The 15,547-nt window shown below is 70.0% G+C and carries 13 protein-coding genes; 10 read left to right on the forward strand and 3 right to left on the reverse strand.

Annotated features, from left to right (window positions below; all coding sequences use genetic code 11):
• The first annotated feature begins 5 nt into the window (after positions 1–5).
• Positions 6–1,547 carry an acetyl-CoA hydrolase/transferase family protein gene (locus RBB84_RS05055; RefSeq protein ID WP_033096702.1) on the forward strand — a complete coding sequence of 514 codons (1,542 nt, stop codon included), beginning with the start codon at positions 6–8 and terminating at the stop codon, positions 1,545–1,547.
• A 75-nt stretch (positions 1,548–1,622) separates the two neighbouring features.
• Here RBB84_RS05055 and RBB84_RS05060 read toward each other — a convergent pair whose 3' ends face one another.
• Positions 1,623–2,153, reverse strand: a complete 531-nt coding sequence (locus RBB84_RS05060) for a DUF3515 domain-containing protein (protein WP_230809627.1) — start codon at positions 2,151–2,153, stop codon at positions 1,623–1,625.
• A 228-nt stretch (positions 2,154–2,381) separates the two neighbouring features.
• Between RBB84_RS05060 and RBB84_RS05065 the strand changes: the two genes are divergently transcribed.
• Genes RBB84_RS05065 through RBB84_RS05075 form a run of 3 tightly spaced genes read left to right on the forward strand, consistent with a single transcriptional unit; the run spans position 2,382 to position 4,610 of the window.
• Positions 2,382–3,305 carry a thiamine-phosphate kinase gene (locus RBB84_RS05065; RefSeq protein ID WP_231912023.1) on the forward strand — a complete coding sequence of 308 codons (924 nt, stop codon included), beginning with the start codon at positions 2,382–2,384 and terminating at the stop codon, positions 3,303–3,305.
• A gap of 45 nt (positions 3,306–3,350) precedes the next feature.
• Positions 3,351–3,878, forward strand: coding sequence for a gamma carbonic anhydrase family protein (locus RBB84_RS05070; protein WP_024100610.1), 528 nt, complete (start codon positions 3,351–3,353; stop codon positions 3,876–3,878).
• 3 nt (positions 3,879–3,881) lie between these two features.
• Positions 3,882–4,610: a uracil-DNA glycosylase gene (locus RBB84_RS05075; protein WP_064256377.1), complete on the forward strand. Its 729-nt coding sequence runs from the start codon at positions 3,882–3,884 to the stop codon at positions 4,608–4,610.
• A gap of 22 nt (positions 4,611–4,632) precedes the next feature.
• Here RBB84_RS05075 and RBB84_RS05080 read toward each other — a convergent pair whose 3' ends face one another.
• Positions 4,633–5,448 carry an enoyl-CoA hydratase-related protein gene (locus RBB84_RS05080; protein WP_006551200.1) on the reverse strand — a complete coding sequence of 272 codons (816 nt, stop codon included), beginning with the start codon at positions 5,446–5,448 and terminating at the stop codon, positions 4,633–4,635.
• A gap of 88 nt (positions 5,449–5,536) precedes the next feature.
• Complete coding sequence (gene rpmB / locus RBB84_RS05085) at positions 5,537–5,728, reverse strand: 50S ribosomal protein L28 (protein ID WP_006551201.1); 192 nt, start codon at positions 5,726–5,728, stop codon at positions 5,537–5,539.
• A 233-nt stretch (positions 5,729–5,961) separates the two neighbouring features.
• On the opposite strand from rpmB, the gene RBB84_RS05090 reads away from it, so the two are divergent.
• The 6 genes from RBB84_RS05090 (at position 5,962) to RBB84_RS05115 (ending at position 15,519) form a co-directional block, all read left to right on the forward strand.
• Positions 5,962–7,650, forward strand: a complete 1,689-nt coding sequence (locus tag RBB84_RS05090) for a DAK2 domain-containing protein (RefSeq protein WP_033096480.1) — start codon at positions 5,962–5,964, stop codon at positions 7,648–7,650.
• 45 nt (positions 7,651–7,695) lie between these two features.
• Positions 7,696–9,987, forward strand: a complete 2,292-nt coding sequence (gene recG / locus RBB84_RS05095) for an ATP-dependent DNA helicase RecG (RefSeq protein WP_064256376.1) — start codon at positions 7,696–7,698, stop codon at positions 9,985–9,987.
• A 182-nt stretch (positions 9,988–10,169) separates the two neighbouring features.
• A complete protein-coding gene (locus RBB84_RS05100; RefSeq protein WP_006551203.1) occupies positions 10,170–13,571 on the forward strand; it encodes a pyruvate carboxylase in 3,402 nt (1,133 codons plus the stop codon).
• Positions 13,568–14,134 (forward strand): 16S rRNA (guanine(966)-N(2))-methyltransferase RsmD, encoded by a 567-nt coding sequence (rsmD, locus tag RBB84_RS05105; RefSeq protein ID WP_006551204.1) that lies wholly within the window; start codon positions 13,568–13,570, stop codon positions 14,132–14,134. Before RBB84_RS05100 ends, rsmD begins: the two co-directional genes overlap by 4 nt.
• A complete protein-coding gene (gene coaD, locus RBB84_RS05110) occupies positions 14,131–14,622 on the forward strand; it encodes a pantetheine-phosphate adenylyltransferase (RefSeq protein ID WP_006551205.1) in 492 nt (163 codons plus the stop codon). Before rsmD ends, coaD begins: the two co-directional genes overlap by 4 nt.
• 138 nt (positions 14,623–14,760) lie before the next feature.
• Positions 14,761–15,519, forward strand: coding sequence for a DivIVA domain-containing protein (locus RBB84_RS05115; RefSeq protein ID WP_006551206.1), 759 nt, complete (start codon positions 14,761–14,763; stop codon positions 15,517–15,519).
• The last annotated feature ends 28 nt before the right edge of the window (positions 15,520–15,547 follow it).

Raw genomic sequence — 15,547 nt, forward strand, 5'->3', positions numbered from 1 at the left:
CGTCTGTGGAGTCGGTCGTCGTGACCCCGGCCGAGGCTCGGGTACGTCATGAGACCTACCGCAAGAAGATCGTGTCGGCTCAGGACGCCGTCCAGTGGATTCGCCCCGGCGACACGGTCGCCATCAGCGGCTTCGCCAGCGCAGGCACCCCGAAGGCAGTGACCCCGGCGCTCGCCGAACACATCCGGCGCACGCGGGCGACCGGCGGCGACTTCCGGATCAACCTGCTCACCGGAGCGTCGGTGGCCTCCGACACCGAGCGCATGCTCGCCGACGTCGACGGAATCGCGCTGCGTATGCCGTACCAGGCAGAGCCCACCGCCCGAGGGCGGATCAACGAAGGCCGGATGGACTACGTCGACATACACCTGTCGCACGTCGCCCAGCAGGTCTGGGAGGGCTACTACGGACACATCGACGTCGCCGTCGTCGAGATCTCCGGCATCACGGAGACGGGCGAGCTGATCCCCGCCACGTCCATCGGCAACAACAAGACCTGGCTCGACGTCGCCGAGAAGGTGATCCTCGAGGTCAACTCGTGGATCCCCGCCGCCATGGACGGCGTGCACGACGTCTACTACGGCACCGCGCTTCCCCCGAACCGTCGTCCGATCGACCTCACCGACGTCGAGGACCGCATCGGCCAGCCCTACTTCCGGATCGATCCGGAACGCGTCGTCGCGGTCGTCGAGACCGACCGTCCCGACAGCGCCACCGCGCTCACGGCGCCCGACGCCACCAGCCGGGCCATCGCCGACCACGTCCTCGACTTCTTCGCGCACGAGGTCGCCGCGGGACGGCTGCCCGCCGACACGCTGCTTCCGCTGCAGTCGGGTGTCGGCAACGTCGCCAACGCCGTTCTCGCCGGTCTCGACAGCGGACCGTACCGGGGGCTGACCTGCTACTCGGAGGTCATCCAGGACGGCATGCTCGACCTCGTCAAACACGGCACCGTCCGGTTCGCCTCGGCGACTTCCCTCGCACTGTCCGAAGCGGGGCTGAACGACTTCGTCGAGAACATCGACTTCTACCGCGACCACATCATGTTGCGGCCGCAGGAGATCAGCAACCACCCCGAGATCGTCCGCCGACTCGGCATCATCGCCATGAACGGCATGCTCGAAGCCGACGTGTACGGCAACGTCAACTCCACCCACGTGATGGGCACCCGCATCATGAACGGCATCGGTGGCTCCGGCGACTTCGCGCGCAACGGCTACCTGTCGATGTTCCTGAGCCCGTCGACGGCCCGCGACGGCGCGATCTCGTCGATCGTCCCGATGGTGCCGCACGTCGACCACACCGAGCACGACGTGCAGGTCATCGTGACCGAACAGGGTCTCGCCGATCTGCGCGCACTGTCCCCCCGCCGTCGGTCGCGGGTCGTCGTGGAGCGCTGCGCGCATCCCGACTACCGCGCCGAACTGCTCGACTACATCGAGCGCGCAGAAGCCACCCCCGGAGCAGGTCACACCCCGCACCTGCTCGGTGAGGCGTTCTCCTTCCACGAGCGCTACCAGCGCACGGGGACCATGCACGCGTCCTGATCGACGCGGCGACGAACACGGTCGGCCCCGGCACCACATCACGGTGCCGGGGCCGACCTTTCTCGTCCGTCCGGCTCAGCGGATCGGCGCCGGATCGATCTCCTGCTGCGGGAGCGTCGCGGAGATCGTCGCCGTGATGTCCTGCAGCGGGGTCGGCCCGGATCCGTCGGGCACGGTCAAGGCCACGTAGACCGGACGGTCGACGGCGAACCACGTACTCGCCGGGATGCCCTGCTCGGCCCCCGACACCTCGAACCACTGCACGTCGTCGATCACCTGCAGCGCCGCCGCTCGGTCGAACTGGTCGGGCCGGTCGAGACCGCAACGCAGGACGACCTCCTCGCCGTCGTCCGACTGCCAGGCCGCAGCACCCACCGGTGCCGGATCGGCCAGTTCGGCGCGCGTGTAGTCGCCGAGCTCCTCCGGCAGCGCGTCGAGCAACTGCGAGCAGGATTCGGATTCCGCCTCCGGAGCGGGCACGGGACCGAGACCCACGGGTGTATTCACCGGTGACTGCGACACGATCACGGCCGCCACCACCACTCCGACCAGCAGGGCGACGGGCAGTGCGATCGCCGTGGCGATCAGAGCGGGACTGCGTCGCATCCCGTCCGATCCGGGTGCCTCGACGGGGGCGTCGTCGGAAGGTTCGCGATCGGAAGCAGAGGTGTCGTTCATCGTGTCCAGCATCCGGGCTCGGGGACAGGGGGCGGTAGCGTGATCGAACGTAGCAGGGCACGTGCCGGCTCTCTCCCGCCGCCGACCGAGAAAGAGGCGACCGTCACCGTGACGAACCCGAGCGGACCCACCGTCGCCGACATCGGCGAATTCCCCGTGATCGAGCGCGCGGTGAGAGCACGGCGGCAACCCGACAGCACACTCGTCGGGCCGGGCCACGACGCAGCGGTCGTGACAGCATCCGACGGGCGCATCGCGATCTCGACCGACATGCTGGTCGAAGGACGTCACTTCCGGTTCGACTGGTCGAGCCCGGAAGAGGTCGGACGCAAGGCGGTCGCCCAGAACGGAGCCGATGTCGCCGCGGTCGGCGCCCGCCCCACGGCCTTCGTCGTCGGCCTCGGTTGTCCGCCCGAGACTCCCGTCGCCGTGCTCGACGGCATCTCGGCGGGCATCGGGGAGGCTGCGGAGGAGATCGGCGCCGGAGTCGTGGGAGGCGATCTCGTGCAAGCGGGTCAGGTGATCGTCTCGGTCACCGTGCTCGGCGAACTCGACGGACGGCCACCGCTGCTCCGCTCCACCGCCCGCCCCGGCGACGTCGTCGCCCTCGCCGGTCGCACCGGTCGTTCCGCGGCGGGTCTGGCCCTGCTGCTGTCCGGCAACCGGGACTTCCCCGAACTCGTCGCGGCGCATCGTGTGCCCACTCCGCCCTACGCCGCAGGTCCTGCAGCGGCCGCAGCAGGCGCCCACGCATGCACCGACATCTCCGACGGTCTCGTCGCCGATCTCGAGCACATCTGCACGGCTTCGGAGGTCGCGATCGACCTCGACTCCGGTGCGCTCGCTCCCGACACGCAACTCCGCGAGACCGGTCGGGTGCTGGCGGCCGACCCGTGGGAATGGATCCTCACCGGCGGCGAGGACCATGCCCTCGCAGCGTGCTTCCCTCGCGAGGTCGCACTGCCGGACGGATGGCGGCCGATCGGCGTGGTCCTGGAAGGCTCCGGCGTCACGGTCGACGGGCAGCGCCGCGACGGATCCGGAGGCTGGGAGAGCTTTGCGGCGGGCGCTGGTCACTAGGGCGACCACTTCGGGTGGGGTTCGCTCGAGATAGGTTCTGCAGTCATGGCTGTCTACGCACTCGGCGAGCGTGTCCCCGATATCCATCCCGACGCGTGGGTTCACCCCGACGCGGTCGTGATCGGCAACGTCACCCTCGGTGCCGGTGCCTCCGTGTGGCCCTCGGCGGTGCTGCGCGGGGACTACGGCACGATCACCGTGGGGGAGAAGACCAACATCCAGGACGGCACGATCATCCACTGCACCGCGATCGATGCCACCGTCATCGGCGCGCGGTGCGTCGTCGGGCACAACGCGCACATCGAGGGCTCCACGATCGGTGACGGCGCGCTGATCGGCTCGGGTTCGCTCGTCCTCAACGGATCGGTCATCGGCGCCGGGGCGCAGGTCGCCGCCGGCGCCCTGATCCCACCGCGCTTCGAACTTCCGCCCCGCCGCATGGCGATGGGCATCCCCGCGAAGGTCCGCGAGGGCTACGAGATCCCCGAGAACGAATTCGACCCCAACGCCGAGATGTATGCGGCGAACGCCGCCTACTACCGGACCGCTCTCCGCCGCATCGACCAGGAGTGACAGGTGGCCGACACCGTCGACACACAGTCCGCGGACGGGGGAGCGGACGAGCCCCGTGCCGGTCGGCCCCTGTCCGAACTCGTCGACCCGGGCTGGGCGCGAGCACTCGAACCCGTCGCAGGTGACATCACCGCGATGGGGCAGTTCCTCCGCGCCGAACTCGCCGCGGGCCGCAGTTACCTGCCGTCCGGTCCGAACGTGCTGCGTGCCTTCACACAGCCGTTCGAGTCCGTCCGCGTCCTGATCGTCGGGCAGGATCCCTATCCCACTCCGGGTCACGCTGTGGGACTGAGCTTCTCGGTGGCTCCGACCGTCCGGCCGATCCCGCGCAGTCTCGCCAACATCTACCGCGAGTACACCGACGATCTCGGTCTGCCGCAGCCCTCCACGGGCGACCTGTCGCCGTGGACCGAGCACGGTGTCCTGTTGCTCAACCGGGTCCTCACCGTCGCGCCGGGCCAGCCGGCCTCGCATCGCGGCAAGGGCTGGGAGGCCGTCACCGAGCAGGCGATCCGCGCGCTGGTCGCGCGCGGTACCCCGCTCGTCGCGATCCTGTGGGGCCGCGACGCGGCGACCCTCGAACCCATGCTCGGTGGTGTGCCCACCGTGAAGTCGGCGCACCCGTCCCCGCTGTCGGCCTCACGCGGATTCTTCGGGTCGCGTCCGTTCAGCCGCGCGAACGCCCTGCTCGTCGAGCAGGGCGGCGAACCGGTGGACTGGCGACTGCCCTGACCACCGATCCGCCGCCCGGATGTCAGGCGCGGGCCGAATCCCAGTCCGGACGCCGCTTGGCGACGAAGGCGTCGACACCCTCGATACCCGTGGGCGTCGTCGCGGCCGCGGAGATCGAGGCGGCTTCGGCATCGAGGTGGTCGGACAGCGATCGTCCGGCCGAGCCCGCCACGAGCGAGCGGATGGCGGCGTAGGACTGCGTGGGGCCGTGCGCGAGGGTTCGTGCGAGTCGCAACCCTTCGCTCTGGATCTCGCCGTCGGCGACGAGCCGGCTGAGCAGACCCAGGCGCACGGCTTCGTCGGCGCCGATCACGGCGTCGGTCATGATGATCTCCCGTGCCCGCGACGGGCCGACGATCCGCGGCAGGGTCCACGACATGCCGCCGTCGGGGGAGAAGCCGATCGACGGGTACGCGGCGCGCATCTTCGTGCCGGGGCCGGCGAGCGCGATGTCGGCGAGCAGCGCCAGGCTCATGCCGGCGCCGGCGGCCCAGCCGTGCACGGCGGCGACGACCGGCACGGCCGCCTTCTCCAGTGCGCGCACGAAGTCATGGAAGAGGTTCGCGATCTCGAGCAGGTGGGCGCCACGGTCCTCGGCCGCGGCGAATCCGTGGACGTTGCCGCCCGCGCAGAAGTTCGCACCCTCACCGACGAGCAGCACGGCGCCGATCTCCGGGCCTGCCGCACGCAGGGCTGCGATGCCCTGCTCCATCCCTGCGGGGGACAGGGAGGTGCCGTGCTCGGAGGTCGCCACGGCGATCCGCAGGACGCGGTCCTCCACGCTCACCAATGAACGGAGAGAGTCGCTGTCGGGGAAGGAAACTTGGTTCTCGGTCATTCCCGCACGATATCGGGCCGCAGGATCGAACGGCGAAGGCCCCCTGCGTAATCAGCGCAGGGGGCCTTCGCGACGACTCGACCGGGAATCAGCCGCGGACGACCTTGCCGGCCTTGAGGCAGGAGGTGCACACGTTCATCTTGCGGGTGTTGCCCGGTGCAACCTGAGCGCGCACGCTCTGGATGTTCGGGTTCCAGCGACGGTTGGTACGCCGGTGCGAGTGCGAGACCGACTTCCCGAAGCCGGGGCCCTTGGCGCATACGTCGCAGACGGCAGCCATGTCGCGAACTCCTTGTGTCTAGTGGATAGATCTTCTGTCTGTTGTTTCGCCTTGCGAACACGGGGAACGAGCCGCCCGTGCGAGGCAACCCGGCAAGCTTAGCGAACTCGAGGGCGGTTGGCCAAACCGGACGGTGCGACGACTCGCGGCTAACCTGTTCGCCAGGGCTCGGCACCGTGCGCAACGGTACCGATCGCAGAGGTGGACGATGCTCGCAGGACGAGGCGAAGGGGGTGGAATCGTTGCTCGGAGCCGAGGACACGGTGGACGGGCGGGCGCTGCGCCGGTGGGTCGAGTTCGGTGTGGAAGCGCTCGAACAGCGCCGAGCGGAGATCAACTCGCTCAACGTCTTCCCGGTGCCCGACGGGGACACCGGAAACAATCTGCTGATCACCCTGCAGGCCGCGGCGGCCCGGATCGGCGGGCCCGTGGACGGCGCGCTCACCGCATCCGACGTCGCCGAAGGGCTCGCGCGTGGTGCTTTCGCCGGGGCGCGGGGCAATTCCGGGATCATCCTGGCACAGGCACTGCGCGGTCTCGCCGACGCGATCGCGGGACTGACGACGGTCGGCGCCCGGGACCTCGCCGCCGCCTTCTCCAACGCCGCGACGCTCGTGACCGGAGCGCTCAGCGCACCCGCGAAGGGCACCATCGTCAGCGTCCTCGAAGCTGCGGCCGAGGGCGCGACCCGCGTCGCTTCGGAGACGGATGCGACCGTGTGCGATGTCGCCGTCGCGAGTGCCGACGCCGCCGCCGACGCGCTGCAGCGCACCACCACCCAGCTCGACGTCCTCGCCGAGGCAGGGGTCGTCGACGCCGGCGGCCTCGGCCTGCTCGTGCTGCTCGACTGCCTGGTGGAGGTCACCACCGGAATACGGCCCGATCGCCGGATGGTGCTCGCCGGCACCTCGCGGCCTGTCGTCGAACCCGAGATCGTCGACGAACGTCACGACAGCGACCAGCAGGAGTACGAAGTGATGTATCTCGTCGGGAATTCCGACGACGCGCGCATGGATGCCTTGAGGTCCTCCCTCGACGCGCTCGGCGACTCGGTCGCGATCGTTTCCGGGGGATCGGGGTGCTGGTCCGTTCACGTGCACTGCTGCGAGCCCGGAGCTGCCGTGGAGGCCGGTCTCGCGGCGGGTTCGCTGAGCCGCATCGACATCACGTGCTTCGCGCTCGAGTCCGCGCGTCGCGGGTGCGGCGACGGTCCCGTCGCGCTGGGCACGGCTCCTGCCCGGGTCCGTGCCGAGTCGGCGGAGGAACAGTCCCGGGCGGTCCTCGCAGTGGTGGGCGGCGAGGGCGCGGCCGAACTGTTCGAGGCGGAGGGTGCCCGGGTGCTGCGGGCCGAGGAGATCTCAGCCCCGGACGAACTGCTCGAGGCGATCCGGGCACTGCCGAGCCGGGACGTCCTGGTGCTGCCCAACGGTGCGCTCTCCGCGCAGGACGTCGTCGCCGTGGGCGCCCGGGCGCGGCGGGACGACCGTGACGTGATGTTCCTGCCGTCCTCCTCCGTCGTCCAGGGGCTGGCCTCGTTGGCCGTGCACGATCCGATGCGCGCGACGGTCGACGACGCCTTCGCGATGTCGGAGGCGGCGTCGTGCGTGCGCTGGGGATCGCTGCGGTACGCGAACGAACGCGCGCTGACCTGGGTCGGAACGTGCGAGCCCGGCGACAGTCTCGGACTGGCCGGCCATGATGTCGTAGTGATCGAGCATGATCTGGTGACAGCGGGAGCGTCGCTGCTCGACAGGATTCTCGCCGCGGGCGGCGAGCTCGTGACGATGCTGGTCGGCGCCGACGCCCCCGACGGACTCGTCGAGCAACTGGCCGCCCACCTCGATCGCCGTCACCCGGAGATCGACGTGGTGGTCTACCAGGGCGGTCAGCGCGGCGACCTGCTGCAGCTCGGCGTCGAGTAGCCGGTGCGCCGCGAGGCCACCGCAGGAGTAGCGGAAGGGACGGCAGTGGCGACACTCGCGGACCGGCTCGATCATGTCCTCGGCCGCAAGACGGCGGACGCCTTGCACGACGCGTTCGGGATGACCACCGTCGAGGATCTACTGAGGCACTATCCGCACCGCTACGCCACCCAGGGCGCCGAACTCGGCGAGAGCCAGCCCGCGGAGGGCCAGCACATCACGATCATCGCGCGGGTCGAGTCGGCGCAGGAGGTGCCGATGAAATCCCGCGCCGGCAAACGCCTCGCGGTGCGGTTGCGCTCCGATCGCCACAGCATCGACGTCACCTTCTTCAACCCGCACCGGGTCAAGCACAACATCAAGCCCGGCGTGCGCGCGATGTTCTCCGGCACCGTGAAGTACTTCCGCGACAAGTGGAGCCTGACCCATCCGAGCTATCTCGTGCTGCCCGAACCGCGCGACGCCGAGGACCTGGTCTCGGCGACCCCCGCGCGGGTGCGGGGCGCCGGCGCCCTGGCGGGTCTCGCCCGCACCGCGCAGGACGGATCGGGAGTCGACATGTCGGTCTTCGACCGCGCGCTGATCCCGATGTACCGCGCGACCCGCGAGGTCGAGTCGTGGACCGTCATGCGCTGCGTGCGGCAGGTGCTCGACCAGCTCGACCACGTCGACGATCCGCTGCCCGAGTGGGTGCGCGACGAGCACGGCTTCGTGGGCCTCGACGAGGCGCTCCGCTCGATCCACCTGCCCGACACGAAGCAGGAGATCGACCGGGCACGCGACCGTCTGCGGTTCGACGAGGCCGCCGCGGTGCAGCTCGTGCTCGCCGGACGCCGGCACGACGTCGAGGTGCGGTCGGCGCCGTCCTGCCCGCGCCGCGAGGGCGGGATCGCCGACGAGTTCGACCGGCGGCTGCCCTTCGAACTGACGGCCGGGCAGCTCTCGGTGGCCGACGAGATCGCGGCCGATCTCGCACGCGAACACCCCATGAACCGGCTGCTCCAGGGCGAGGTCGGTTCCGGCAAGACCATCGTGGCGCTGCGGGCGATGCTGCAGGTGATCGACGCCGGTCGGCAGTGCGCGTTGCTCGCACCCACCGAGGTGCTCGCGGCGCAGCACGCGCGCTCGCTCACGAAGATGCTGGGCGATCTCGCCGCGGCGGGCGAACTCGGCGCTCACGAACTCGCGACCCGCGTGACCCTGCTGACCGGCTCGATGGGGGTCGCACGCAAGCGGGCCGCGCTCAACGAGGCGGTGACGGGCGATGCCGGCATCGTCATCGGCACGCACGCGCTGATCGAGGACACGGTGCAGTTCTTCGACCTCGGCCTGGTGGTGATCGACGAGCAGCACCGCTTCGGTGTCGAACAGCGCGACGCACTGCGCTCGCGGGGTCGCGACGGCGCGTCCCCGCACGTGCTGGTGATGACCGCAACACCCATCCCGCGCACCATCGCGATGACGGTGCTCGGCGACCTCGAGGTCTCGACCCTGCGCGAACTCCCCAGAGGACGGTCGCCGATCGTCAGCCGCGTGGTGCCGGCGAAGGTGCATCCGAAGTGGGTCGACCGCGCGTGGGAACGCATCCGCGAGGAGGTCGCCGAGGGGCGGCAGGCCTACGTGGTGTGTTCCCGCATCGGCGACGGCGATTCCGACGACGACGCGCTCTTCGATCCGGACGGGCCCGAGCCGTCGGGATCGGGGAAGGGCAAGCAGGCCCCGCCCGAAACCGTCTCTGTGCTCGAGCAGTTCGAGTTCCTCACTTCCGGTCCGCTGCGGGATCTGAGGGTGGGGCTGCTGCACGGTCGCCTCCCCGGCGACGAGAAGGACGCGGTGATGCAGGCCTTCAACGCCGCGGAGCTCGACGTGCTCGTGTGCACGACCGTCGTCGAGGTCGGTGTCGACGTGCCGAACGCGACCGTGATGGTGATCGTCGATGCCGACCGGTTCGGTGTCAGCCAGTTGCACCAGCTGCGGGGTCGCGTCGGTCGTGGCGGCCATCAGGGCCTGTGTCTGCTCGTGACCGACGCGAAGCCCGCGACCCCGACGATGATGCGGCTCGAGGCCGTCGCCGGCACCACCGACGGTTTCGAACTCGCCCAGCTCGACCTGCAGTTGCGCCGGGAGGGCGACGTCCTCGGCGTCGCCCAGTCCGGCACCGTGTCGACGCTGCGGTTACTCTCGCTCGTCGACGACGCCGACGTCATCGAGGCGGCTCGCGACTTCTCCCGGACGGTGACGGAGAAGGATCCCGGCCTCGAACACCACCCGGGGCTCGCAAGCATGGTGCGGGCCGCGCTCGACGCCGAGCGCGTGGCCTATCTCGACAAGTCCTGAGTTACGTTCCGTACACCGTGCCGCAGAACCCGCGGTGAGGTTTCGGTGGCCGTGCCCGGCATGTTGACGCCGTGTTACGACGGGGCCGACTGCATCGTTCCAGTCGTGCCATCCGGGCGCCTTGTCCCACGATGTGGAACGCGCGTCGAAGGCGGCATGTTACGTCGCGGTACCGTCGACCAATGTTCTCGAAAGTGCTTGTCGCCAACCGTGGCGAGATCGCGATCCGCGCATTCCGTGCCGCCTACGAACTGGGCGCCGGGACGGTCGCGGTGTTCCCGTACGAAGACCGGAACTCCCTGCACCGGTTGAAGGCCGACGAGGCCTATCAGATCGGTGAGGAGGGGCACCCCGTCCGCGCATATCTGTCGGTCGAGAAGATCGTCGAAGCGGCCGTGTCGGCCGGTGCCGACGCGATCTACCCCGGCTACGGGTTCCTCTCCGAGAATCCGGACCTCGCCGCGGCGTGCGCCGAAGCGGGCATCACCTTCGTCGGTCCGTCGGCGGAGATCCTCGAGCTGACGGGCAACAAGGCCCGCGCGATCGCCTCGGCGAAGGCCGCCGGCCTCCCGGTGCTGGCGTCGTCGGAGCCGTCGTCGGACGTCGACGAGCTGGTCGCCGCCTCGGAAACGATGAACTTCCCGGTCTTCGTCAAGGCTGTCGCCGGCGGTGGCGGACGCGGCATGCGCCGGGTCGCCGAGCCCTCCCAACTGCGCGAGGCCATCGAAGCCGCCTCCCGCGAGGCCGACGCGGCCTTCGGTGATCCCACCGTCTTCCTGGAGCAGGCCGTGGTCAACCCGCGGCACATCGAGGTGCAGATCCTCGCCGACAAGCACGGCAACGTCATCCACCTGTACGAGCGCGACTGCTCGGTGCAGCGCCGCCACCAGAAGGTCATCGAGCTCGCCCCCGCCCCGAATCTCGATCCCGAGCTTCGCGACCGCATCTGCGCCGACGCCGTCGCCTTCGCCAAGGAGATCGGCTACCAGTGCGCGGGCACCGTCGAGTTCCTCGTCGACGAACGCGGCAACCACGTGTTCATCGAGATGAACCCGCGTATCCAGGTCGAGCACACGGTCACCGAGGAGATCACCGACGTCGACCTCGTGCAGTCCCAGCTGCGCATCGCCGCAGGCGAGTCGCTCGAGGAACTGGGCCTGTCGCAGGAGGGCATCACCATCCGCGGCGCGGCGCTGCAGTGCCGCATCACCACCGAGGACCCCGCCAACGGGTTCCGTCCGGACACCGGCCGCATCACCGGCTACCGCACTCCGGGCGGTGCCGGTATCCGTCTCGACGGCGGCACCTCGGTCGGCGCGGAGATCTCCGCCCACTTCGACTCGATGCTCGTCAAGCTCACCTGCCGCGGCCGCAACTTCGAGACCGCCGTCGCCCGCGCGCGCCGCGCGGTCGCGGAGTTCCGTATCCGCGGTGTCGCCACGAACATCCCGTTCCTGCAGGCGGTGCTCGACGACGAGGACTTCCGCGGCGGCAACGTCAACACCTCGTTCATCGAGGAGCGCCCGCACCTGCTGACTCTGCGCTCGTCCGCCGACCGCGGCACCAAGATCCTGCGGTACCTCGCCGACGTGACGGTGAACAAGCCGCACGGCGAGCGCACCACCACGGTCTACCCGCACGACAAGCTGCCCGCGATCGACCTGAACGCCGAGCCGCCGGCCGGTTCGCGTCAGCGTCTGCTCGAGCTCGGACCCGAGGGCTTCGCCCGTGCGCTGCGTGACCAGAAGGCGATCGGCGTCACCGACACCACCTTCCGCGACGCCCACCAGTCGCTGCTCGCGACCCGCGTGCGCAGCAAGGACCTGCTGACGGTGGCCGGGCACGTGGCCCGGATGACGCCGCAACTGCTGTCGATCGAGGCGTGGGGTGGCGCGACCTACGACGTCGCACTGCGCTTCCTGCACGAGGATCCGTGGGAGCGGCTCGCGGCGCTGCGCGAGGCGATCCCGAACATCAACCTGCAGATGCTGCTGCGCGGACGCAACACCGTCGGCTACACCCCCTACCCGGAGGCCGTCACCCGCGCCTTCGTGCAGGAGGCCACCGACACCGGCATCGACATCTTCCGCATCTTCGACGCGCTGAACAACGTCGACCAGATGCGTCCGGCAATCGACGCGGTGCGCGAGACCGGCACCACCCTCGCCGAGGTCGCGATGTCCTACACCGGCGACCTGTCGAACCCGAACGAGTCGATCTACACGCTCGACTACTACCTGCGTCTGGCCGAGGAGATCGTCGAGGCCGGTGCGCACGTCCTGGCCATCAAGGACATGGCGGGTCTGCTGCGCGCCCCGGCCGCCGCGACGCTCGTGTCGGCGCTGCGGAGCAACTTCGATCTGCCGGTGCACGTGCACACACACGACACCCCGGGCGGTCAGCTCGCCACCTACCTCGCGGCCTGGCACGCCGGTGCCGACGCCGTCGACGGTGCGTCCGCGGCGCTGGCCGGTACGACGAGCCAGCCCGCCCTGTCGGCGATCGTCGCCGCCGCGGCGAACAGCGAGTTCGACACCGGTCTCGACCTGCAGGCCGTGTGCGATCTCGAGCCGTACTGGGAGGCGCTGCGCAAGGTGTACGCACCGTTCGAGTCGGGGCTGCCCGCACCGACCGGCCGCGTCTACACCCACGAGATCCCCGGCGGTCAGCTGTCGAACCTGCGCCAGCAGGCCATCGCGCTGGGCCTCGGCGACCGCTTCGAAGAAGTCGAGGCCGCCTACGCCGGCGCCGACCGCCTCCTGGGCCGCCTGATCAAGGTCACGCCGTCGAGCAAGGTCGTCGGCGACCTCGCGCTGCACCTCGTGGGCGCGGGCGTCTCGGTCGACGACTTCGCCGCCGAGCCCGGCAAGTACGACATCCCCGATTCGGTGATCGGCTTCCTGCGCGGCGATCTCGGGACCCCGGCCGGCGGCTGGCCCGAGCCCTTCCGCAGCAAGGCGCTGTCGGGCCGCGCCGAGCCCAAGCCGATCACCCCGCTCGCGCCGGAGGAGGAGAAGGCCCTCGGCGGTTCGTCCGACGAGCGTCGCCGCATGCTCAACCGCCTGCTCTTCCCGGGTCCCGCGAAGGAGTTCGAGCAGCATCGCGAGACCTACGGCGACACCACCGAGCTGTCGGCCAACCAGTTCTTCTACGGTCTGCGGCACGGCGACGAGCACCGGGTGCGCCTGGACAAGGGTGTCGAACTGCTCATCGGCCTCGAGGCGATCTCCGATGCCGACGAGAAGGGCTACCGCACGGTCATGTGCATCCTCAACGGGCAGCTGCGCCCGGTGTCGGTGCGCGACCGCTCGGTGGCCGCGGAGACCCCTGCCGCGGAGAAGGCCGACCGCAACCATCCCGGTCACGTCGCGGCGCCGTTCGCCGGCATGGTCACCCTCGTCGTGTCCGAGGGCGACAGCGTCTCGGCGGGCGACACCGTCGCCACGATCGAGGCCATGAAGATGGAGGCCGCGATCACCGCGCCGCGCGGCGGCCGCATCACGCGCGTCGCGATCGGGCCGGTGCAACAGGTCGAAGGTGGCGACCTGCTCGTCGAGGTGTCCACGGGAGACAGCGCCGAGTGACACGGATCGTCGCCGGCCGGGCAGGGGGGCGGCGCCTGAAGGTGCCGCCCCGCGGAACCCGGCCCACCTCCGAACGGGTGCGCGAAGCCCTGTTCAGTTCGCTCGACGCACGCATGGACATCGACGGGGCCGCCGTCCTCGACCTCTACGCGGGGTCGGGGGCGCTCGGCCTCGAGGCGCTGTCCCGCGGCGCCGAGCACGCGATGCTCGTCGAGTCCGACGCGAAGGCGGCGGGCGTGATCCGCGAGAACATCGCGACGGTCGGACTGTCCGGTGCGGTGCTGCGCACCGCACCGGTATCCGCCGTGCTTGCGGGCACCCCCGACCGCGTCTACGACCTCGTCCTGGCCGACCCGCCCTACGCCGTGACCGAGGAGGCCGTCACCGGCGTGCTCGGGACGCTGGTGTCCGGAGGTTGGGTCGAGGACGGCTCGATCGTCGTGGTCGAACGATCGTCGCGATCACCGGAAACGGTGTGGCCGCAGGGATTCGAGGTCGGCAGGTCGAAGCGCTACGGCGAGACGAGAGTGGAAATCGCCACCTGCTACGGTGCTGGGTCATGAGCCGCGCGGTCTGCCCAGGATCCTTCGACCCGGTCACCAACGGACACCTCGACGTCATCGGCAGGGTCTCGGCCCAGTTCGACGAGGTCGTCGTGACCGTCACGATCAATCCCAACAAGCAGGGGATGTTCACGATCGACGAACGCCTCGAGATGCTCACCGAGGCCACGTCGCACCTGCCGAACGTCACGGTCGACGCCTGGCAGGGCCTGCTCGTCGACTACGCCCGCGAGCGGGGGATCACCGCGATCGTCAAGGGCCTGCGCGGCGCCAACGATTTCGACTACGAGCTGCAGATGGCGCAGATGAACCACAAGCTCACCGGCGTCGACACGCTGTTCGTCGCCACCAACCCGGTCTACAGCTACCTTTCGAGCTCGCTCGTCAAGGAGGTCGCGACCTACGGTGGCGACGTCTCCGAGATGCTGCCGGGCTCCGTGCACGATCGTCTGCTCACGCGCCTGGCCGAGCGGGCCGCCGCGAAATAGACCGGACCCTCCGCACGGCCTGTGACGGCCGTATCCCGACACACCGAGCGCAGGGCACACGAGCGTGCCCTGCGCTGCGGCAGACTGGACGGCGGCGCGGCCGCACCGGTCGTGTCGAGCGAGTGATTGGGGTTGGGCGTGTACCGGGTATTCGAGGCACTCGACGAGCTGGTCGCAATCGTCGAAGAGGCACGTAGCGTTCCGATGACGGCGAGCTGCGTGGTACCGCGCGGCGATGTCCTCGAATTGCTCGACGACGTGCGCGATGCGCTGCCGCCCGAACTCGACGACGCGCAGGACGTCCTCGATCACCGTGACAAGCTGATCAACGACGCGCGGGCTCAGGCCGACAAGACGGTCGGGGACGCCGACGAGGAGGCACGCACCCTCCTCGAGGACGCGCGCGCCGACGCCGACCGCATGCTCGCGGACGCGAAGGCCCAAGCGGACCGGATGGTCAAGGAGGCCCGCGCCCACGCCGAGGAACTGGTGCGCGATGCGCAGGCCGAGGCCGACGATCTCGTCGCCGAGGGCAACAAGCAGTACGAGAGCGTGACCGGGCGTGCCCGCGTCGAGGCCGACCGTCTGGTCGAGTCCGGGCAGGCGTCCTACGAGCGTTCCGTGGCCGAGGGCGAGGCCGAGAAGGCACGTCTGGTGTCGCAGACCGAGGTCGTGCAGGCCGCACACGCCGAGTCGGCGCGTGTCATCGATTCGGCCCACGCCGAGTCCGACCGTCTCCGGACGGAGTGCGACGAGTACATCGACGGCAAGCTGGGAGAGTTCGAGGAACTGCTCGGCACCACGCTGCGGTCCGTCGGCCGCGGCCGGCAGCAGCTGCGGCTGTCGGGTGCTCCCGACTTCGCGGAGGCCGACCACCGGGCGAGCCGTCGCCGCTGACCCGCGGGATTTTCGCTCCTGCCGCCCA

This window comes from Rhodococcus sp. D-6, from assembly GCF_040256695.1.
In the GTDB taxonomy this organism is placed as follows: domain Bacteria; phylum Actinomycetota; class Actinomycetes; order Mycobacteriales; family Mycobacteriaceae; genus Rhodococcus; species Rhodococcus pyridinivorans.

What these genes read in the sequence shown, in the direction of transcription:
- RBB84_RS05060 (WP_230809627.1), bottom strand. Translation starts at nt 2,153, where the DNA reads ATGCGACGCAGTCCCGCTCTGATCGCCACGGCGATCGCACTGCCCGTC.
- RBB84_RS05070 (WP_024100610.1), top strand. Translation starts at nt 3,351, where the DNA reads ATGGCTGTCTACGCACTCGGCGAGCGTGTCCCCGATATCCATCCCGAC.
- RBB84_RS05080 (WP_006551200.1), bottom strand. Translation starts at nt 5,448, where the DNA reads ATGACCGAGAACCAAGTTTCCTTCCCCGACAGCGACTCTCTCCGTTCA.
- rpmB (WP_006551201.1), bottom strand. Translation starts at nt 5,728, where the DNA reads ATGGCTGCCGTCTGCGACGTATGCGCCAAGGGCCCCGGCTTCGGGAAG.
- RBB84_RS05100 (WP_006551203.1), top strand. Translation starts at nt 10,170, where the DNA reads ATGTTCTCGAAAGTGCTTGTCGCCAACCGTGGCGAGATCGCGATCCGC.
- coaD (WP_006551205.1), top strand. Translation starts at nt 14,131, where the DNA reads ATGAGCCGCGCGGTCTGCCCAGGATCCTTCGACCCGGTCACCAACGGA.